The organism is Halomonas sp. JS92-SW72, from assembly GCF_003547075.1.
GTDB classification, from domain to species: domain Bacteria; phylum Pseudomonadota; class Gammaproteobacteria; order Pseudomonadales; family Halomonadaceae; genus Halomonas; species Halomonas alkalicola.
Genome location: NZ_CP032147.1, coordinates 2,399,076 through 2,419,262 on the forward strand (window position 1 = coordinate 2,399,076; position 20,187 = coordinate 2,419,262).

The following is a 20,187-nucleotide window of genomic DNA, read 5'->3' on the forward strand; positions in this document are numbered from 1 at the left end:
TTCAGAGGTCATGATGATGCTCAGAGGTCATGGTGGTGGCCGTCGGCGGCCTCGCTGCCCCGCTCGGCGCTCTGCACCCACACCTCCACCTCGACCTCGCCGCGCTCGGCAAACTCCAGGGTCATCGGGAAACGCTCGCCCAGGCGCAGCGGCGCCTTCAGGTCCATCAGCATCAGGTGATAGCCGCCACCCGGCCGCATGGTCTGGGTGATGCCCGCGGGCACCTCGATGCGCTCGACCCGGCGCATCTGCATCACGCCCTCCTCCATCTGCATGTCGTGCAGCTCCACCGACTCGCTGGCCGGGGTGCGGGCGCCGACCAGCACGGCGGGGGTCTCCCCCTCCACGCGGATATCCACATAGGCGGCCGCATGGGGCACGCCGGGCGGCGCCGGGGTGGCGAAGGGGTGCACCACTACCAGGTCCTCAAGCTCATACTCATGGGCCTGGACCAGCCCCGGGAGGGCGAGGCCGGCGGCCAGCAGCAGGATAACGGGCATGCGCATGGCGGTTGGCTCCTTGTCGGGATGTCCCCCGAGCATAGCAGCCGCCCTGCCGGGCCTCGTTCAACGCGCCGCGGGAGCGCCCAGGTCGCGATAGTGCTCGGCCCACATCAGCACCGCACCGGACACCGCGCCGGGCAGCAGGAAGAGGTTGGCCAGGGGAATCCAGGTCACCAGGGTCACGCAGCCGCCATAGGTGAGGCTCTGCCACCAGCGCGCCGCCAGCCGTCGGCGCATCTCGGCGAAGCTCACCTTGTTGTTGTCCATGGGGTAGTCCAGGTAGGCGATCGCCATCACCCAGGCGGAGAAGAGCGCCCAGAGCAGCGGGGCGGCGAGGTTCACCCCGGGAATCCAGCTCACCAGGAAGAGCAGCAGGGCTCTTGGCGCGATATAGGCCAGCTTGACCAGCTCGCGCCCCAGGGCATCCACCGCCGTCTTCATGAGGCCGCGATCGTCCAGCGGTGGCCGCCCGGTGGCCACCGCCTCCACCCTGGCCGCCAGGAAGCCGTAGAAGGGGGCGGCGATCAGGTGGGTCACCAGGGTGAAGGTGAAGAAGACAATCACCACCAGGCTGATCACGAACAGCGGCCAGATCAGCCACTCGAGCCAGCCAAGCCAGGCCGGCACCAGCGCCATCCAGCCCTCCAGCCAGCCGCCGAAGTTGGCCAGCACGAAGCGCAACATGGCCCCGTAGACCAGCAGGTTGATGACGATGGGCACGAAAACGTAGCGGCGCAGGCCGCGGGAGTAGGCCAGGCGGGTGCCCCGGGCCAGGGCGGTGACGGCATCAAGCATGGTGATTCCTTCACGGGAAAACGACGAAGGCCACCGCCAGGGGCAGTGGCCTGCGTCATTGACAGCCAATCCAGAGGGACCGTCAACCCATGCACCGTTGCAATGAGCGAGAGGCGCCGGGGACAGGTCGAAGAGGGGGTCTTACGCCAGGGATGGCGTCGGTAGCGCCCAAGGATGGGTTCACAGCGCCCACTCGAAGACCTGTCGCCGGAACAGCCTCGAGCATGACGGTCGACCGAGTCAGGCCTATCCCTTGCGGGTGATTGCCTGCTCGTCGAGGTCCTCGGGGTCGGTGTGGCGGATATCCAGCCCCTTGACCAGGTAGACCACGTACTCGGCCAGGTTGTTGGCGTGATCGCCGATGCGCTCCAGGGCGCGCAGGATCCACATCAAGCTGAGGATCGGCGAGATCGAGCGGGCATCCTCCATCATGAAGGTCATCAGCGAGCGCATGGCGCTGCGGTACTCCTCGTCCACCTCCTCGTCCTCATGCACCAGCTTCAGCGCCAGCTCGGTATCGAAGCGGGCGAAGGAGGTCAGGGCATCGCGCACCATGCGCCGCACGTGCTCGCTGATCATGCGCACCTCGACGAAGCCGCGGGTGCCGTTATCGGCGGCGATCAGGTCGGCGGCGTTGCGGGCGATCTTGCTCGCCTCGTCGCCGATGCGCTCCAGATCGGAGGCGGCGCGGATCACCGCCAGCACCAGGCGCAGGTCCGAGGCCGCCGGCTGGCGGCGCGCCAGCACCTGGGTGCACTCCTCGTCGATCTTGATCTGCATGTCGTTGACCGCGCGATCGTTCTCCACCACCCGGCGGGCCAGGTCGGAGTCCCCCTCGAGCAGTGCGGCCACCGCCTCCTGGATCTGCTTCTCCACCAGGCCGCCCATGGCCATCAGGTGGGTCTTGAGCTCCTCGAGCTCCTGGTTGAACTGCCGCGAGATGTGGCGGCTGTGGATATCGCTGGTGATGTCCATGGGACTCTCCTTGGGGCCGGCCGTCAGGCCATGCGCCCGGTGATGTAGTTCTCGGTGCGCACGAGGCGCGGATTGGTGAAGAGCCTGTCGGTGGGGCCGTACTCCACCAGCTCGCCCTCCTGCAGGAAGGCGGTGTAGTCGGAGACCCGCGCCGCCTGCTGCATGTTGTGGGTGACCAGCACCAGGGTCAGCTGTGACTTCAGGTTACGGATCAGCTCCTCGATCTTCAGCGTCGAGATCGGATCCAGCGCCGAGGCCGGCTCGTCGAGCAGCAGCACCTCGGGGCGCACCGCCAGGGTGCGGGCGATCACCAGGCGCTGCTGCTGGCCGCCGGAGAGCGCCCAGGCCGAACTCCTCAGGCGATCCTTCACCTCATCCCACAGCGCCGCCGATTGCAGCGCCCACTCGACGATGTCGTCCAGCTGGCGCTTGCGGATCCCCCCCTGCAGCCGCAGCCCGAAGGCGACGTTGTCGTAGATCGACATCGGGAAGGGGTTGGGCGCCTGGAAGACCATGCCGACCCGCCGGCGCAGCTCCGCCACCTCCACCTCGGGGGCGTGAATATCCTGCCCCTCGAGGCGAATCCGCCCGGCAAGCCGCACCTCGTCGTTGAGGTCGTGGAGCCGATTGAGGGCCCGCAGCAGCGTCGACTTCCCACACCCCGAGGGCCCGATGAAGGCGGTGACCCGCTGGCGCGGCACGCGCAGCGAGAGCTCGCGCAGCGCCGGCGTCTCCCCGTAGGCCAGGCTCAACCCCTCGATCTCCAGGCAACAGGCGGCCGGGTCGAAGTCGATGATCGGGCCGCCGGCAGCGGACCGTGGCGACGGGAAGACGGACATCGGGTTCCTCACTCCTCGGGCGCTGCCGCTAGCGGCGCGGCAGGGCCCCGTGACGCGCCCTCAGATGATGGCGCAGGAATATTGCAGTCAGGTTAAGCACCAGGATCACCAGCACCAGCAGCAGCGCGGTGGCGTAGACCAGCGGCAGCGCCGCCTGGACATCGTCCCCATGGAAGGCCACGTCGTAGATGTGGTAGCCCAGATGCATGAACTTCCGTTCAAGATGCAGGAAGGGAAAGTCACCGTCCACCGGCACCTGGGGCGCCAGCTTGGCGACCCCCACCAGCATCAGCGGCGCCACCTCACCGGCGGCCCGGGCCACGGCCAGGATCACCCCGGTGAGCATGGCCGGGGCGGTCATCGGCAGGATCACCCGGGTCAGCATCTCCACCCGGGTGGCGCCCAGCGCCAGGGCGCCCTCGCGCTGGTGGTCCGGCACCCGCGCCAGCCCCTCCTCGGTGGCCACGATCACCACCGGCAGGGTCAGCAGCGCCAGGGTCAGCGAGGCCCACAGCAGACCGCCGGTGCCGAAGGTGGGCGAGGGCAGCTGGTCGGCGAAGAACCACTCGTCCAGGGTGCCGCCGATGCCGTAGACGAAGACTCCGAGCCCGAAGACCCCATAGACGATGGAGGGCACCCCGGCCAGGTTGCGCACCGCGATGCGCACCAGCCGGGTGAAGCGTCCCTGATGGGCGACCTCGTTGAGGTAGATGGCCGCCAGCACGCCGAAGGGGGTCACCACCACCGACATCAGCAGCACCATCAGCACGGTACCGAAGATCGCCGGCCACACCCCGCCGGCCGTGTTGGCGGCGCGGGGCCCCTCGGCGAGGAAGCGCCAGACGCCCTGGCCCCAGGCGGCAACCTTGGCCGGGGGCGACATGGCGTTGGGCCGCCAGGCGCGCAGCACCTGATCCAGCGGCTGCTCGAGGCGACGCCCGTCGACGCTCTCCAGCACCAGGCGAGTCCCCCCCATGCGCGCCTGAAGCACCCGGATGCGCGCATTGGCCCGGGCCAGCTGGCTGTCGGCCTCGGGATCCCGGTCCAGCCGCCGTGCCAGGGGTACCACCTCGTCGCGCAGGCGATCACGCTCCGCCCTCAGGGCCGCGAGCTCCTGCAGGCGCACCTGCAGGGCCGCCCAGGCGGCCTCCCCCTCGACGCGCCCTGCGGCACTCTCGAGGGCCAACAGGCGCCCCTGGAAGGTGCCCCAGCGGGTACGCTCCAGCACCACCAGGTCCCGGGGGCGGCTCTCCTCGGCGATCTCGTCCACGGCCACCCAGCGCCAGATCGCGCCGTCCAGGTCGCGATTGGCCGTGCGGTAGAGGCGCTCGCGCTTCTCGCCGCCTGGCAGGCGCTCCTCGCGCACCGCCTGGCCGGCCAGCTGGCGGCCATCCTCCAGGGTCACCAGGGTGAGGGGCGACGGCCAGAAGTGCCCCATCCCCCGCACCGCCAGCAGGGTCAGGAGCCCGGCCAGCAGCAGCAGCGACAGCGCCACGCTGCCGGCGGCCAGCCACGGCCAGGGCCCCTCGCCGCGGGGCAGCCGAGCGCGCCCGGGGCCGATCATGACAGTCCCCCCAGGCGGCGGTAGCGGCGGCGCAGCCGGGCGCGCACCAGCTCCGCCAGGGTATTGACCAGGAAGGTGAACACGAACAGCGCCAGCGCCGCCAGGAACAGCAGCCGGTAGTGGACCCCGCCCGGCACCGCCTCGGGCAGCTCGATGGCGATGGTGGCGGCCAGGGAACGCATCCCCTCCAGGGGGCTCAGGGTCATCAGCGCGGTGTTGCCGCTGGCCATCAGCACGATCATGGTCTCGCCCACGGCGCGGCCGGCGCCGATCATCACCGCGCTGAAGACCCCCGGGGCCGCGGCCGGCAGCACCACCTTCCACAGACTCTGCCAGCGAGTCGCACCGAGCGCCTGAGCGCCCTCACCGAGGCTCGCCGGCACGCCGGAGAGTGCATCCTCGGCCAGGGCATAGATACCGGGAATGACCGCGAAGCCCATGGCCAGGCCAACGATCATGGCATTGCGCGAGGCATAGCCAAGCCCGAAGTGCGCCTCCAGCCAGCCGCGCAGGTCACCGCCGAACAGCAGCGACTCGAGCCAGGGCGAGAGCCACAGCGCCAGGCCTGCCAGCAGCGCCAGCCAAGGCATCAGCCACAGCCCGGCCCAACCCTGGGGAAGTCGGTGCCGCCAAGGCATCGGCATCCGCCGCCAGGCCAGGCCGGCCAGCAGCAGCCCCCCCGGCAGCACCGCCACCAGCGCCAGCGCACCGGCCAGGTGGCGCTCCACCCAGGGGGCCAGCACCAGGCCGGCGACGAACCCCACCACCACGCCGGGCATCGCCTCCATCAGCTCCAGGGTTGGCTTGAGGCGGCTGCGCAGCCGCGGCGGCATATAGAGCGCCGAGTGGATGGCCGCGCCCAGCGCCAGCGGCACGGCGAACAGCAGCGCCCAGAAGGCCGCCTTGAGGGTGCCCCAGGCCAGCGGCTGCAGGCCAAACAGGGGGGACTCCCCGGGCAGGGTGCCGGGCTGCCAGCGGGGCTGCCACAGCTCGCGCCAGCCGACGCCCGAGTCCGCCTCGAGAAACAGCGGCGCCACCTCCAGGGCCAGGAAGAGGCCGATGGCGAGCACCGCCGCCACCACGCCGATGCCGCCGGCCGTGATCAGCAGGGTCGCCAGGCGGTCCCGCAGGCGCCGCCACCACTGGTGGCGCGGCTGGGCCCTGGGCGGCAAAGGGTCGATCATGGCCGCTCCCGGTCGATCATCGGCAAGGGTGATGACAACACTTTACGACATCCTGATGACAGTTGGGTGACAGCCTCAGCGGCCTCCATGGCCCTCGAGACGGCGCCTCTGGCGCTCACGCTCGGCCGGGGTCAGGGGCACGAAGCCGAGCTCTTTCACCACCGCCTGGCCGGCGTCGGAGAGCACCAGCTCGAGGAAGGCGCGCTCGGGCCCGGGCAGGGTCGCCCCCGGCGGCCGGTTGACATAGACATAGAGGCTGCGCGAAAGCGGATAGTCGCCGCGGCTCACCATCATGGCGCTGGGCGGGTGGAGCTCGCCGCTCTCGCTGTCGCGCCGGGCAACGGCGCGCACCGCGGGCGTCAGGTGGTTGAGCCCGGCATAGCCGATGGCGCCGGGCTCCGCCGCTACCGCCGCCACCACCGCGGCCGAGCCGGGATGCTCGTTGACGTCGAGCCGAAAGCGCCCCCCGCACAGGCCGCGCAGGCGAAAGAGGTCATGGGTGCCGGAGGCCACGTTGCGGCCATGCAGCCGCACGCGCCCTTCGGGCAGGCCGCTGCCGAGCTGTGACCAGCGCTCGATGGGGGCCTCGCCACCGCAGCGCAGGGTGTCCGAAAAGAGCGCATCCAGCTCGGCCAGGGTCAGGCTCTCCAGCGGATTGTGGCGATGCACCACCACCGCCAGGGCATCCCGGGCCACCTCGAGCTCCAGCGGCGGATAGCCGTGGCGCGCCACGAAGGCCGCCCGCTCGGCCTCGCTCATGGGGCGCGACATGGGGCCCAGGCGGGTGGTACCAGCGATCAGCGCCGTGGGAGCGCTGGACGAACCGCTGGCCTGCAGCTGCAGGCGTACCGCCGGGTACTGCTCGGCCAGGGCCTCCCCCCAGTGCAGCATCAGCCCTGCCAGGGTATCGGAGCCCACGGCCCCCAGGGTACCGGCCACCTCGTCGGCATCCGCCTGGGCCAGGCCCGGCGCCCACACCAGCAGCAGTGCCAGACAGCCCATCGCCGCCCGCTGCCGCCATGTCATACGCCTGCCGCCGCCCCTGCGGCGGGCCACGGGGCCATGCTGGTGGGCGGCGGCGACTGCATATACCATGACCCCCGATTCAGACATCCGTACGCCTCTTGTCGCTTACGGCCACAATAACAAGCCAGGATGATGACACTTTCATGACAGACCTCGACGATATCCCCGCTCCCCGGGGCGAGCTCACCCTGAAACTGCTGGCCAGCCGTCAGGACACCAATCTGCATGGCGACATCGCCGGCGGCTGGCTGGTGGCCCACATGGACCAGGCCGCCGAGCTGGCCGCCGGTCGCGAGGCCCATGGCCGCACCGCCACCGTGGCCATCGAGGCCATGGACTTCCTCTGCCCGGTGCGCGTGGGCTCCATGGTCAACATCTACACCACCGTCTGCGAGATCGGCCACAGCTCGATCCGCATCGACGTGGAGGTGTGGATCCGCCAGCCCCAGGAGCGTGACTCCAAGGAGCTGCACAAGGTGACCGAGGCGACCTTCGTGATGGTGGCCCTGGACGACAAGGGCCGCATCCGCGCCGTGCACCAGTAGGCCATCTCTTCTCGCCGATCAGCCGCAACGCATCGGGGGCGCCAAGTGGCGCCCCCGATAGCGATTCCGCACGCGCGGTATCAGGCGCCGACGGCCTCGCGCCCCTTCAGGTAGGAGTACTCGCCGACGTCGCTGAACGGCCGTACCAGCTGCTGGAAGGCCACGTAGGAGTCGTAGACCTTCTTCGAATCCGGATCGCTGTCGACCTGGGCTTGGACCACCTCCATGGAGGCATCATAGAGCGCCTGCATGACATCCTCCGGGAAGGTGCGCAGCTGCACGCCGTGCTCGTCGACCAGGGTCTCGAGGGCCTGAGCGTTGCGGTAGGCGAACTCGCTGATCATCGCCAGGTTGGAGGCCTTGGCCGCCTCGCGCACCACCGCCTTGAGGTCGTCGGGCAGGGCGTTCCAGGCATCCAGGTTGACGGTCCCCTCGAGCACCGCGCTGGGCTCGTTCCACACCGAGGTGTAGTAGTAGTCGGCCACCTGATAGAGGCCCAGGGCCATGTCGTTGTAGGGGCCGACCCAGTCGGCGGCGTCCAGCACGCCGGTCTGCAGGGAGGTAAAGATCTCGGAGGCCGGCATGTTGACGGTGGTGACGCCGATGCGGTTCATCGCCTCCCCGGCCAGGCCCGGCAGGCGCAGGCGAATGCCCTGCATGTCCGAGAGGGAGTTGATCTCCTTCTTGAACCAGCCCGCCATCTGGGTACCGGTGTTGCCCACCGCGAAGGGCTTGAGGTTGTGCTTGGCGTAGATCTCGTCCCACAGCTCCTGGCCGCCACCGTGGTAGAGCCAGGCGTTGGTCTCGGTGGTGTTCATGCCGAAGGGCACCGCGGTGAAGAACTGGGAGGCCGCGACCTTGCCGCGCCAGTAGTAGGCGGCGGAGTGACCCATCTCGGCGGTGCCGGCGGCCACGGCATCGAAGACCTCCATGGCGGGCACCAGCTCGCCGGCACCGTGCACGCGGATGCGCATGCGCCCGCCGGAGAGCGCCTCGACGCGCTGGGCGAACTCGTTGGCTCCGGTGCCGAGCGCCGGAAAGTTGCGCGGCCAGGAGGTGACCATGTCCCAGGTGATGGTCTCCTGGGCCTTGGCGGTGGTGGCCACGAAGGGGGCGGCGGCGACGCCGGCGGCGCCGGCACCGAGGGTCTTCAGGAAGTTGCGGCGTTGCATGAGGGCATGACTCCGAAAGGCTTGTTATATCGGGCCGCGCGGCGTGATGACGCGCGGTGGTGTCCGCCAGCGAGTATGCGCCAAGGCCGAATTGGGCCACAAGACCGCGACGTTGACGTTATCGTCAACGACCCTCAGAGCGGCGTCAGCTTGGCGAAGCCCAGCACCAGCCACTTGTCGCCCTCGCCCTCGAAGCTGACATGCACCCGGGCGCGCTCGCCCTGCCCCTCGGCGTTGAGGATCACCCCCTCGCCGAACACCGGGTGGTGGACCCGCTGGCCCAGCGAGAGACTCGGCAGGTCGGCGCCGCCATTCACCTCGGTCTGGCGCAGCCCCGAGGGGCGCGAGGTGGTCACCGGCCGGCTGATCTGGCCGCGCAGGCGCACCTCCTCCAGGTACTGCTCGGGGAGCTCGCGCAGGAAGCGCGAGGCCCGCTGGAAGGTCTCCTTACCGTGCAGGCGGCGGATCTCGGCGTGGGTCAGGTAGAGCTTCTTCATGGCGCGGGTCAGGCCCACGTAGCAGAGCCGGCGCTCCTCCTCCAGGCGCCCCGGCTCCTCCGCCGACATGCGGTGGGGGAAGAGCCCCTCCTCCACGCCGGCCATGAAGACCACCGGGAACTCCAGCCCCTTGGCGGCGTGCAGGGTCATCAGCTGGACGCTGTCCTCGAACTCGTCGGCCTCGTGCTCGCCGGCATTCAGCGCCGCCTCGGAGAGGAAGGCCTCCAGCGCCACGGCTCCCTCGCCGGCCTCGGGGGGATCGAAGGACTCGCCCTGGGTGAAGGCGCGGGCGGCGTTGACCAGCTCCTCCAGATTCTCGACCCGGGCCTGCCCCTTCTCGCCCTTCTCGCTGCGGTGGTGCTCGACCAGCCCCGAGCGCTCGATGACGTGATCGATGATCTCGTGCAGCGCCAGCCCCGCGGTCTCGTCGTCGAGCCGCTCGATCAGCTCGGCGAAGGCCTGCACGACGCTGCCGGCACGCCCCTTGAGGGTGCCGTCGCTCAGTCCGTCATGCAGCGCCTGCCACAGCGAGACGCCGCTCTCCCGGGCCCGGGTGCGCAGAAGCTCCACGGTGCGGGTGCCGATGCCCCGGGCCGGCACGTTGATCACCCGCTCCAGGGAGGCGTCGTCGTCGCGGTTGAGCAGCAGGCGCAGGTAGGCCAGGGCGTTCTTGATCTCCAGGCGCTCGTAGAAGCGGTGCCCGCCGTAGATGCGGTAGGGCACGCCCTGGCGGATCAGGGTCTCCTCGATCACCCGGGACTGGGCGTTGGAGCGGTAGAGGATGGCGATCTCGCGGCGATGGAAGCCCTCGTCGACCTTCTCGCGGATGGTGTCGACGATGAAGCGGGACTCGTCCAGGTCGTTGAAGCCCGCATAGACGGAGATGGGCTCGCCGCGGGCGCCGTCGGTCCACAGCTCCTTGCCCATGCGCTCGGTGTTGTGGCTGATCAGGGCGTTGGCGGCCTCGAGGATGGCGCTGGTGGAGCGGTAGTTCTGCTCCAGGCGCACCGTCTTCGTCTCCGGGAACTCCTGCTCGAAGCGGCGGATGTTCTCCACCCGGGCGCCGCGCCAGCCGTAGATGGACTGGTCGTCGTCGCCCACCACGGTCATCGGCGTGCGCATGCCGGTGAGCAGCTTCAGCCAGGCGTACTGCAGGGTGTTGGTGTCCTGGAACTCATCCACCAGCACGTGGGCGAAGCGCTCCTGGTAGTGGGTCAGCAGGGCGGGGTTGTCGCGCAGGAGTTCGAGGCTGCGCAGCAGGAGCTCGCCGAAGTCCACCAGGCCGCCGCGCTCGCAGGTGAGCTGGTAACGCTCGTAGAGCTCCACCATCTGCCCCAGGTAGGCGTCGCCATGGACGTCGACCTGGTGGGGGCGCAGCCCTTCCTCCTTGCAGCCCGAGATGAAGCTCTGCACCTGGCGCGGCGGGAAGCGCTCGTCATCGATCTCGTGCTCCTTGATCAGCCGCTTGATCAGGCGCAGCTGGTCATCGGAATCGATGATCTGGAAGTGCTGGGGCAGCCGGGCATCCTGCCAGTGGGTGCGCAGCAGGCGGTGGGCCGTGGAGTGGAAGGTGCCCACCCAGACGTGGCGCAGGGAGAGCCCGAGCAGCGCCTCCAGGCGGGTGCGCATCTCGCGGGCCGCCTTGTTGGTAAAGGTCACGGCGAGCACGGCATAGGGGGAGAGCCCCTCGGCCTGCATCAGCCAGGCGATGCGGTGGACCAGCACCCGGGTCTTGCCGGAGCCGGCACCGGCCAGCACCAGCATGTTGCCCTGGGGGGCACTGACCGCCTCGCGCTGGGCGGTGTTGAGGTGGTCGAGGATCGCCGTGACGTCGTCCATGGAGAGGGCATCGCTGCTCGGAAAATGGGCGATCAGCTTAGCATATTGCCCGCCTCTCCTCCTCGGCCTGCCCTCGCCGCGCCTGGTTTTGCCTAGGCCTCTTCCTCGGGGTAGCGCAGCGGAATCAGGCTTTTCTTCACCGACTTGAGCTGCTCGGCCAGCTTGGGACCGCGGGTCTTGGCCACGCCCACCGCCAGCACGTCGACCAGCACCAGGTGGGCGATGCGCGAGCTCATGGGAGTGGAGATCTCGGTGTCCTCGTGGACGTCGATATAGAGCGGCAGGGTGACCTCCTCGGCCAGCGGCGAGCCGCTGGGGCAGAGCCCGATCACCGTGGCGCCGGCCTCCCTGGCCAGGCGCACGCTGGCCACCAGCGCCCGGGTACGGCCGGTCTGGGAGATCGCCACCACCACGTCGCCCTCCTTGAGGGTCACCGCCGACATGTTCTGCATGTGCGGGTCGGCATAGGCCGCGGTGGAGATCTGCAGGCGGAAGAACTTGTGCTGGGCGTCGAAGGCCACCGCGCCGGAGGCGCCGAAGCCGTAGAACTCCACCCGGTTGGCCATGGCCAGGGCGTTGATCGCCTGGCTCAGCGCCTCGTTGTCGAGGCGGTCGCGCACCGACAGCAGGGTGCCCACGGTGGAATCGAAGATGCTCTGGGAGAATTCCGCCACCGAGTCGCTGTCGTTCATGGAGAACTGGGCGAACTGGCTGCCGGTGGCCAGCATCTGGGCCAGCTTGAGCTTGAAGTCCTGGAAGCCGTTGCAGCCCAGGGCGCGGCAGAAGCGCACCACCGTGGGCTCGCTGACCTTGGCCTCGGTGGCCAGGTCGACGATGCGCATGTGGATCACTTCCTCGGGGTTGCGCAGCACGAAGCGCGCCACCTTCTGCTCGGAGCGGCGGAAGTGCTCCATGCGGCGTCTCATCTCATCGAAAAGGGCGCTGCTCACTGGAAGCTCCTCGAATGGGGGTATCGCCCCGGGCAGTGACGATACGGGTAACGGGTTTGACACAGTATGCCCAAGGAGCCGGCATTGTGCAGCGCAAGATGTCGGTGCCGCCCCGGCCGCCAGCGGTGACCCCGTCCGAACGCCAGCGTTTACCCTTCGTTGTGGCGTAAAACCCTGATCGTCATCATTCTGTCAAGTGAGATATAGTAAGACTTGCAGTGCCGCGTAGTGTCCAAGGAGAGTCGATCATGCGCAATGTCGAACGGTTAACCTCCCTGAAGAGCGAACTCCTCGACATCTTCATGAGCATGGAAGTCGTCGAGCACGAGCAGCGCAGCCGCACCGCCGCCCAGCGCAACCTGCGGGCCCGGCGGGGCATCGAGCTCCATGAGGAGTTCAAGCAGCTGTCCCGTGACATCGCCGAGCTGCCGGAAGACGAGCTCGACGAGATGCACTGACCCCGGCCCAACGGCCAGGGCACCCCCACAACGACGCGAGCCCCGCCGGGGCGGGGCTCGCAGGGCTTTCTGCCCTCTTCGGATCGTCCCGCCTAGAGCAGGCCGGTGACGAAGACCACGATCACCCCGATGGGCGCCACATAGCGGGCCACCAGGTGCCACAGCCGCTCCGTGCCGCCGGCCAGGCCGAGCTCGCTGGCCACGCTCTGGCGCTCCAGGCACCAGGCCACGAAGAGGATCGCCCCGAGGCCGGTCAGGGGCAGCAGCACCTTGCTGGTGAAGGTATCCAGCAGGTCGAAGATGTTCAGGCCGAAGATCAGGAAGTCTCCCCAGACGTTGAACGACATCAGCGCCGCGATGCCCAGCGCCCATACCGCCACGCCGCTCGTCAGGGTCGCCGCCACGCGGGAGAGCGGGGTGCGCTCCTCCACCAGCTCCACCACCGGCTCCAGCAGCGAGATCGCCGAGGTCAGCGCCGCGAAGGTGAGCAGCAGGAAGAACATCAGGCCCAGCAGGGTGCCGCCGGTCATGTTGCCGAAGGCCACCGGCAGGCTGACGAAGATCAGGCCGGGGCCTTCGCCGGGGCTCATGCCGTTGGCGAAGACGATGGGGAAGATCGCCATGCCCGCCAGCAGCGCGATGACCGTGTCGAGGATGATCACCGTGCGGGCGGTGCTGATCAGGTTGACGTCCTCGCCCAGGTAGGAGCCGTAGGCCATCATGATCCCCATGCCCAGGGAGAGGGTGAAGAAGGCCTGGCCCATGGCGGCCAGCACCACGCCACCGGTCACCGCACTCCAGTCGGGGCGGAACATGAAGGCCAGCGCCTCGCCGAAGTGCCCGGTGGTCATGCCGTAGCCGACCAGCACCACCATCAGCACGACCAGGGCCGGCATCAGGGTGCGCACCGCGCCCTCCAGCCCCTTGGTGACGCCGCGGGCGACGATGAAGATCACCAGGGCCATGAAGGCGGTGTGCCACAGGGTCAGCGTGCCGGGGCTGCCCAGCAGGCCGCCGAAGAGGGCGCCGATGGCGTCGGCATCCTGGCCGGAGAAGGCACCGGTGACCGAACTCAGGGTGTAGGAGAGCGACCAGCCGCCGATCACGCTATAGAAGGAGAGGATCAGGAAGGCCGCCAGCACGCCGCTGGCACCGACCAGGGCCCAGGCCGGCAGCCTGCCGTTCCTGCGGGCCAGGTCGGCCATGGCGTTGATGGGGTTTTCCTGGCCGCGCCGGCCGATCAGCCATTCCGCCACCAGGATCGGCAGGCCCACCAGGGCCACGCAGGCCAGGTAGATGAGCACGAAGGCCGCGCCCCCGCTGTCGCCCACCATGTAGGAAAACCGCCAGATATTGCCCAGTCCCACCGCGGAGCCCGCGGCGGCGAGCACGAAGGTCATCTTCGACGACCACTGTGCATGCACGAGTTTAGACATGAATCACCCTGAGTGTACGTGTCGCCATCGGCCGGTCTGGCGCGATGACGGCTTATGCTTGTCATTGCCACGTCCAGGACGCCATGGGTCGCACGGCGTCTTCCAGAGCATGACAGGATCCAGGCAGGATCACTGCCGTGCCGCCCTCCCCTGCCCGGACGGTTGTTGCCCCGGGCCGAAAGGCGCCGTGCGGCCGGGATAGATGCAGGAATCCCGCGCTTTTTGGGCGAGATCCGGTAAATATCCATGGGTATGCCGCACAGGGGGATAAAACTATCCGATCAAAAGCTGGATGGCCAGTCGAAGCTGGCCCGTCGCGCCGATCGGCTGTCATGGATCATGGGGCGTCAGAAGAGGGTCGCCTGGGCCTCGCCCGGGAACTCCGCCAGGGGCGGCAGGGAGAGGGCCTCGGCGAGCCGTGCATGGAGGGATCTTGCCAGCTCCGGAGCCTGGCGGTTGTCCGGAGTATGCACCATCAGATAAGGGGTTTTCCCCTGTTTTATCCACAGGACGAGGCGCTGGATCCAGGGCGCGAAATAGCGCTCGTTGATCGCGGGATCGAGGTGGCCGATGAAGCGCACCAGCGGGCGATCTGCCGTGGAAAGCACGTGTAAAGGGCGTCTTGGCTTTTCCCGCTGGGCCGCGGCGAGGCCGGGACAGGCCCCAGGCGGGGTCGAGAAGAGCGGGCGCACGTCGAGCATCACCCGGTCGACACCGTGACTTATCAACAATCTGTTGAGGGCGACCTCGGCGGGCCCCTTGTGGAAAAACTCGGGGTGGCGCACCTCCACCGCGCAGGGGATCTGCGCCGGCCAGCGGGAGAGCAGGGCCTCCAGTCGGGGGAGCTCCTCCACGCCGAAGTCGCGGGGCAGCTGGACCATCATGGGCCCGAGCCGGTCATGCAGGGGCGAGAGCGCCTCGAGAAAGCCCTCCAGTTCCGCCTCGATGCCGGAAAGGCGGCGCTCATGGGTGAGCGCCCCCGGCAGCTTGAAGCAGAAGCGGAACCCGGGCGGCGCCTGGCGCGCCCAGGCCGCCACCGTCTCCGCCCGGGGGGCCCCGCTGTAGAAGGTGGTGTTGCCCTCCACCGTGCCGAACACCCGGGCATACTCCGCAAGCCCGCCGCCATGGGGCGGATAGAGGGTGCCGCGCCACTCCGGGTTGGCCCACATGGGCAGCCCCAGGTAGAGGCGCGGCGGCTCGGCGGCCGGCGTCACTCCACCGTCACGCTCTTGGCCAGGTTGCGCGGCTGGTCCACGTCGGTGCCCTTGAGCACCGCCACGTGGTAGCTGAGCAGCTGCAGCGGCAGGGTGTAGAGGATCGGCGCGAGGGCCTCGTGCACGTGGGGCAGGCGCAGCACCCGGATCCCCTCCTCCTCGGCCAGCGCCACCCCCTCGTCGGCGAACACGAAGAGCTCGCCGCCCCGGGCACGCACCTCCTGGAGGTTCGACTTGAGCTTGTCGAGCAGCTCGTCGTTGGGGGCCACCGAGATGACCGGCATCTCGCTGTCCACCAGCGCCAGGGGACCGTGCTTGAGCTCCCCGGCCGGGTAGGCCTCGGCGTGGATGTAGGAGATCTCCTTGAGCTTGAGCGCGCCCTCCAGGGCGATCGGGAAGTGCGCCCCGCGGCCCAGGAAGAGCGCATGCTGCTTCTCGGCGAAGGCCATGGAGAGCGCCTCGATCTCGGTATCCAGCGCCAGCACCCGCTCCACCAGCCGCGGCAGGCCGCGCAGGGCCGCCACCAGCTCGGCCTGGGCGGCCTCGTCGAGCCCCTTGACCCGCCCCAGCGCCAGGGTGAAGAGCATCAGCGCGGTGAGCTGGGTGGTGAAGGCCTTGGTGGAGGCTACCCCGATCTCGGGGCCGGCCTGGGTCATCAGGGTCAGGTCCGATTCGCGCACCAGGGAGCTGCCCGGCACGTTGCAGATCGCCAGGCTGGCCAGGTAGCCGCGCTCCCTGGCGAAGCGCAGCGCCGCCAGGGTGTCGGCGGTCTCGCCGGACTGGGAGAGGGTGACGAAGAGGGTGCCCTCGGGCACCACCACCTGGCGATAGCGGTACTCCGAGGCGACCTCCACCTGCACCGGTACCCCGGCGAACCGCTCCAGCCAGTAGCGGGCCACCATCCCGGCGTGGTAGCTGGTGCCGCAGGCGACGATATGGATCTGGCGGACGCGGCCGAACAGCGCCTCGGCGTCGGGGCCGAAGCTCTCCACCAGCACCGAGCGCTCGCCCAGGCGGCCCTCGAGCGCCGCGGCGATCACCGCCGGCTGCTCGTGGATCTCCTTGAGCATGAAGTGGCGGTAGTCGCCCTTGCTGGCGGCCCCGTCGCCGTGCTCGAAGGTCTGCACCTCGCGCTCCACGGGTCCACCCGCGGCCTCGAAGACCTCGATGCGACCGCCCGCGGAGAGGCGCACCATGTCGCCCTCCTCCAGGTAGATGAAGCGGTCGGTGACCTGCAGCAGGGCCAGGGGGTCGGAGCCCAGGAAGGCCTCGCCGATGCCCACCCCCACCACCAGCGGGCTGCCCTTGCGGGCGCCGACGATCACATCGGGCTCGGCCGCGCTGACCACGCCCAGCGCATAGGCGCCCTCGAGTCGGGCCAGCACGCGGCGCACCGCGGCCAGCAGGTCGCCCGCCTCGCGGCTCTCGCGCTCCAGCAGGTGGGCCACCACCTCGGTATCGGTCTCGGAGGTGAAGACATAGCCCGCCGCCTTGAGCTCCTGGCGCAGGGCCTCGTGGTTCTCGATGATGCCGTTGTGCACCACCGCGAGGCCGTCACCGGACTGGTGGGGGTGGGCATTGGCCTCGCTGGGCCGGCCGTGGGTCGCCCAGCGAGTGTGGGCGATGCCGCAGCGCCCCGGCAGCGGCTCGGCCGCCAGGCGCTCGGCCAGGGCCGCCACCTTGCCCACCGCCCGGCGGCGCGCCAGCGTGCCCTCCGGTGAGAGCACCGCCATGCCGGCGGAGTCATAGCCGCGGTACTCGAGGCGCTTCAGCCCCTCGAGAAGGATGCCTTCCACGTTACGCTCGGCAACGGCCCCGACGATTCCACACATGGTGACTCTCCTTACCTGTCCTTGCTGGGGCGCGGCCAGTCGGCCTTGCTGATCTGGCGGCCGCGGGAAACGGCCAGGGCGTTGTCCGCCACGTCCTTGCTGATGGTGGAGCCGGCGCCCACGGTGGCGTTGCTGCCCACGCTCACCGGGGCCACCAGCGCCGTGTTGGAGCCGATGAAGGCGCCATCGCCGATCTCGGTGCGATGCTTGTGGGCGCCGTCATAGTTGCAGGTGATGGTGCCGGCGCCGACGTTGACGTCGCGGCCCAGCCGGGCGTCGCCCACGTAGCTCAGGTGGTTGATCTTGCTGCCCTCACCCACCTCGGCGTTCTTGGTCTCGACGAAGTTGCCCACCTTGGCGCCCACCGCCAGGCGGGTGCCGGGGCGCAGCCGGGCGAAGGGACCGACGCGACCGCGACCGGCGATCACCGTGCCCTCGATGACGCTGTGAGGCTCGATCACCGTCTCGGCGCCGATATGGCTGTCGCGGATCACGCAGTGGGGGCCGATGCGCACCCCCTCGCCGAGCTCCACTTGCCCCTCGAAGACGCAGCCCACGTCGATCTCCACGTCGTGGCCGCAGGTGAGGGTGCCGCGGATGTCGATCCTCGCCGGGTCGATCAGCGCCACCCCGTCGGCCATCAGCCGCTCGGCCGTGGCCAGCTGATGGGCGCGCTCGAGGCGCGCCATCTGCAGCCGGTTGTTGACCCCCTCCACCTCCAGCGGGTCGGCCGGCTGGGCGGTGACGATCCTGACCCCCTCGGCGGCCGCCATGGCGATGATGTCGGTGAGGTAGTACTCGCCCTGGGCGTTGTCGGCGGAGAGCCGCGGCAGCCAGCGGCGCAGCTGGGCGGCGGTCATTGCCATGATGCCGGTATTGCACTCGGCGATGGCAAGCTCCGTCTGGGAGGCGTCCTTGTGCTCGACGATGGCCACCGCCTCGCCCTCGGCGTTGCGCAGGATGCGCCCGTAGCCGGTGGGGTCCGCCAGGGTCACGGTGAGCAGGCCGAGGTGGTCGTCATCGACGCCGTCCAGCAGCCCCGCCAGGGTCTCGCGACGGATCAGCGGCACGTCACCATAGAGCACCAGCACCTTGCCCTCGCCGAGGCCCTCCAGGGCCTGGGCCACGGCATGGCCGGTGCCCTTCTGTTCGGCCTGCAGCGCGAAGTGCACCTCGCAGTCGGCCAGGGCCTCGCGCACCTTCTCGGCGCCGTGCCCCACCACCACGTGGGTGCGCTCGGCCTCGAGGCCCCGCGCGGTATCGATCACGTGGCGCACCATGGGCTTGCCGGCCAGGCGGTGCAGCACCTTGGGCAGGGTCGAGCGCATCCGGGTTCCCTGCCCGGCCGCGAGTATCACCACATCCAGCGTCATCAATGACTCCTGTCGTTCATTCGTTCGGGGCGGGCTCGATCTCGAGCTCGCCCGGCTCGGCTACCGCCACCAGGCCGAGCTCCTCGACCAGCTCATCGCCGAAGTATGCCACGAAGGCGGGGCTGATGAGGCTCTCCCAGCCCTCGTCCACGCGTACGATCATCAGCACCTTGAGGTCCTGGGCGACGGCCAGGGCCATGCCCGCCTCGTCCCCCAGCACCATCAGCGCCGTGGCCCAGGCGTCGGCCCAGGCGTTGGAGGGGTGCAGCACGCTCACCGAGGCCAGGCGATGGTCGATGGGCCGGCCGCTGCGCGGGTCCAGGGTGTGAGAGAAGCGCTGCCCATCCTCCTCGAAGTAGTTGCGGTAGTCGCCGGAGGTGGCCAGGGAGACATCGCCGATGGGCAACACGTACTGGGCCTCCCGGCGGTCTTCCAGCGGCGCCTCCACGCCGATGCGCCAGGCCTCGGCCTCGCCGTCGTCACCGCCGCCGGCATTGCGATGGCCGCGGGCGATCAGGTCGCCCCCCAGGTTGACCAGATAGTGCTCGATGCCCTCACGGTCGAGGTAGGCCGCGACCCGGTCCACCGCATGGCCCTTGGCCACGCCGCCCAGGTCGACGAAGACGTCCCGGGTGCGCCGCGCCTGCAGCCCCGCCGGGTCGAGCTCCAGCGCATCGAAGCCGACCACCTCGAGGCGCTCGGCCAGCGACACCTCGTCCGGCACCTCGCGGGGACGCGCCTCGCCGCCGAAGCTCCACAGGTTGACCAGCCCCCCCAGGGTGACGTCGAAGGCGCCGTCGCTCTTCTCGGCCACCGCCTGGCCGATCGCCAGCACCTCGACCAGCTCGTCGGAGAGCGGCTGCCACTCACCGAGGGGCGACTGGTTGAAGGCCATGAGCTCCGAGTCCTCGATGTAGATCGACATGGCGGCATCCACCGCCTCGAGCGTCTCGAGGATGCCTTGCTCCAGCGCCAGGGCCTGGCCCTGAGTCAGCGGGTCGGCGATGGTCACCTGGTAGAAGCTGCCGAAGATGCCGCCCTCGAAGCGCACCGGCGAGTCGAGAGGACGGTCACGCTCCGAGCAGCCGGCCAGCAGGAGCAGGCCGGCGAGGAGCAGCAGCGGGAAATGGAGACGCAGGAACTTCATGATGACAGGCACTCCCGTGACGGATAAGGGTCGGCCACTACCAGAATAGCCACAGCAGCCAGCCGCCGAGCAGCAGCCGATAGACCACGAAGGGTTGCATGCCGACGCGTTTGATGAAGACCAGGAAATAGTGGATGCAGAGGTAGGCGCTGATACCGGAGAGGATGGCCCCCACCGTCACCGCCGGCCAGTCCACCGCATGGGACTCCCGCACCAGGCCGACGATCTCCAGGCCACCGGCCAGCACGATCACCGGAATCGACAGCAGGAAGGAGAAGCGTGCCGCGCCCTCCCGGCTCATGCCGAGCAGCAGCGCCGCGGTGATGGTGATGCCGGAACGCGAGGTGCCCGGAATCAGCGCCAGGGCCTGGGCGCCACCGATGAAGAGCACGTCCCTGAGGCCCAGCTGGTACTCGCTGCGCCCGCCGCGGCGGCGGCGCCAGTCGGCATAGCCCAGCACCAGGCCGAAGCCGATCAGGCTCGCACCGATGATCAGCGGCGAGCGCATGCCCACCTCGATGGCATCGCGGAAGGTGAAGCCGATCAGGCAGACCGGCACGGTGGCCAGCAGCACCCACCAGGCGAGCCGGGCATCCTCGTCCATGCCGCCGCCGCGCAGCGAACCGACCCAGCTGCCGGCCATGCGCGCAAGCTCATGGCGGAAGTAGAGCGCCACCGCCGCCAGACTGCCGATATGCAGGGCGACGTCGAAGGCGAGGCCCTGGTCCTCCCAGTCGGTGAGTACCGGCACCAGGATCAGATGGGCGGAGCTGGAGATCGGCAGGAACTCGGTGAGCCCCTGCACGACTGAGAGCAGAATGACCTGCAGCCACTCCAT

General features: G+C 69.4%; 18 protein-coding genes. 2 read left to right on the forward strand and 16 right to left on the reverse strand.

Annotated features, from left to right (window positions below; translation table 11 throughout):
* Positions 1-20 precede the first annotated feature (20 nt).
* The 7 genes from D1793_RS11240 to D1793_RS11270 all read right to left on the reverse strand — a co-directional run bounded on the left by D1793_RS11240 (position 21) and on the right by D1793_RS11270 (position 6,886).
* Positions 21-506 carry a copper chaperone PCu(A)C gene (locus tag D1793_RS11240; RefSeq protein ID WP_119022254.1) on the reverse strand — a complete coding sequence of 162 codons (486 nt, stop codon included), beginning with the start codon at positions 504-506 and terminating at the stop codon, positions 21-23.
* 60 nt (positions 507-566) lie between these two features.
* Positions 567-1,298, reverse strand: a complete 732-nt coding sequence (cysZ, locus tag D1793_RS11245; protein ID WP_119022255.1) for a sulfate transporter CysZ — start codon at positions 1,296-1,298, stop codon at positions 567-569.
* A gap of 246 nt (positions 1,299-1,544) precedes the next feature.
* Positions 1,545-2,273, reverse strand: a complete 729-nt coding sequence (gene phoU / locus D1793_RS11250) for a phosphate signaling complex protein PhoU (protein ID WP_119022256.1) — start codon at positions 2,271-2,273, stop codon at positions 1,545-1,547.
* A gap of 23 nt (positions 2,274-2,296) precedes the next feature.
* Positions 2,297-3,112 carry a phosphate ABC transporter ATP-binding protein PstB gene (gene pstB, locus D1793_RS11255; RefSeq protein WP_110069421.1) on the reverse strand — a complete coding sequence of 272 codons (816 nt, stop codon included), beginning with the start codon at positions 3,110-3,112 and terminating at the stop codon, positions 2,297-2,299.
* Between the two features lie 28 nt (positions 3,113-3,140).
* Entirely contained in the window at positions 3,141-4,676 is a 1,536-nt protein-coding gene (gene pstA / locus D1793_RS11260) for a phosphate ABC transporter permease PstA (protein ID WP_119022257.1), read from the reverse strand.
* Positions 4,673-5,860, reverse strand: a complete 1,188-nt coding sequence (locus D1793_RS11265) for an ABC transporter permease subunit (protein WP_119022258.1) — start codon at positions 5,858-5,860, stop codon at positions 4,673-4,675. The genes pstA and D1793_RS11265 overlap by 4 nt, the downstream gene beginning before the upstream one ends.
* Positions 5,861-5,935: 75 nt before the next feature.
* The gene (locus tag D1793_RS11270) at positions 5,936-6,886 is read right to left on the reverse strand and encodes a phosphate ABC transporter substrate-binding protein (protein WP_240407658.1); all 951 of its coding nucleotides are present in this window, start codon (positions 6,884-6,886) and stop codon (positions 5,936-5,938) included.
* Between the two features lie 143 nt (positions 6,887-7,029).
* Between D1793_RS11270 and D1793_RS11275 the strand changes: the two genes are divergently transcribed.
* Positions 7,030-7,431, forward strand: coding sequence for an acyl-CoA thioesterase (locus D1793_RS11275; RefSeq protein ID WP_119022260.1), 402 nt, complete (start codon positions 7,030-7,032; stop codon positions 7,429-7,431).
* 80 nt (positions 7,432-7,511) lie between these two features.
* Here D1793_RS11275 and D1793_RS11280 read toward each other — a convergent pair whose 3' ends face one another.
* The 3 genes from D1793_RS11280 to hexR form a co-directional block, all read right to left on the reverse strand.
* Positions 7,512-8,603 (reverse strand): TRAP transporter substrate-binding protein, encoded by a 1,092-nt coding sequence (locus D1793_RS11280; protein ID WP_119022261.1) that lies wholly within the window; start codon positions 8,601-8,603, stop codon positions 7,512-7,514.
* A gap of 134 nt (positions 8,604-8,737) precedes the next feature.
* The gene (uvrD, locus tag D1793_RS11285) at positions 8,738-10,939 is read right to left on the reverse strand and encodes a DNA helicase II (RefSeq protein WP_119022262.1); all 2,202 of its coding nucleotides are present in this window, start codon (positions 10,937-10,939) and stop codon (positions 8,738-8,740) included.
* A gap of 92 nt (positions 10,940-11,031) precedes the next feature.
* Positions 11,032-11,889, reverse strand: coding sequence for a transcriptional regulator HexR (hexR, locus tag D1793_RS11290; protein ID WP_119022263.1), 858 nt, complete (start codon positions 11,887-11,889; stop codon positions 11,032-11,034).
* A 248-nt stretch (positions 11,890-12,137) separates the two neighbouring features.
* On the opposite strand from hexR, the gene D1793_RS11295 reads away from it, so the two are divergent.
* Positions 12,138-12,347, forward strand: coding sequence for a hypothetical protein (locus D1793_RS11295; protein WP_110069414.1), 210 nt, complete (start codon positions 12,138-12,140; stop codon positions 12,345-12,347).
* Between the two features lie 92 nt (positions 12,348-12,439).
* Here D1793_RS11295 and D1793_RS11300 read toward each other — a convergent pair whose 3' ends face one another.
* From D1793_RS11300 to D1793_RS11325, 6 genes are all read right to left on the reverse strand, one after another.
* Positions 12,440-13,783 carry a sodium-dependent transporter gene (locus D1793_RS11300; protein WP_119022264.1) on the reverse strand — a complete coding sequence of 448 codons (1,344 nt, stop codon included), beginning with the start codon at positions 13,781-13,783 and terminating at the stop codon, positions 12,440-12,442.
* Between the two features lie 347 nt (positions 13,784-14,130).
* On the reverse strand, positions 14,131-14,952 hold the full coding sequence (locus tag D1793_RS11305) for a DUF72 domain-containing protein (protein WP_119023662.1): 822 nt from the start codon (positions 14,950-14,952) through the stop codon (positions 14,131-14,133).
* 41 nt (positions 14,953-14,993) lie between these two features.
* Positions 14,994-16,829 carry a glutamine--fructose-6-phosphate transaminase (isomerizing) gene (glmS, locus tag D1793_RS11310; RefSeq protein WP_119022265.1) on the reverse strand — a complete coding sequence of 612 codons (1,836 nt, stop codon included), beginning with the start codon at positions 16,827-16,829 and terminating at the stop codon, positions 14,994-14,996.
* An 11-nt stretch (positions 16,830-16,840) separates the two neighbouring features.
* The gene (gene glmU, locus D1793_RS11315) at positions 16,841-18,202 is read right to left on the reverse strand and encodes a bifunctional UDP-N-acetylglucosamine diphosphorylase/glucosamine-1-phosphate N-acetyltransferase GlmU (RefSeq protein WP_119022266.1); all 1,362 of its coding nucleotides are present in this window, start codon (positions 18,200-18,202) and stop codon (positions 16,841-16,843) included.
* A 16-nt stretch (positions 18,203-18,218) separates the two neighbouring features.
* Positions 18,219-19,349, reverse strand: coding sequence for an FAD:protein FMN transferase (locus tag D1793_RS11320; protein ID WP_119022267.1), 1,131 nt, complete (start codon positions 19,347-19,349; stop codon positions 18,219-18,221).
* A gap of 37 nt (positions 19,350-19,386) precedes the next feature.
* Positions 19,387-20,187, reverse strand: coding sequence for an undecaprenyl-diphosphate phosphatase (locus D1793_RS11325; RefSeq protein WP_119022268.1), 801 nt, complete (start codon positions 20,185-20,187; stop codon positions 19,387-19,389).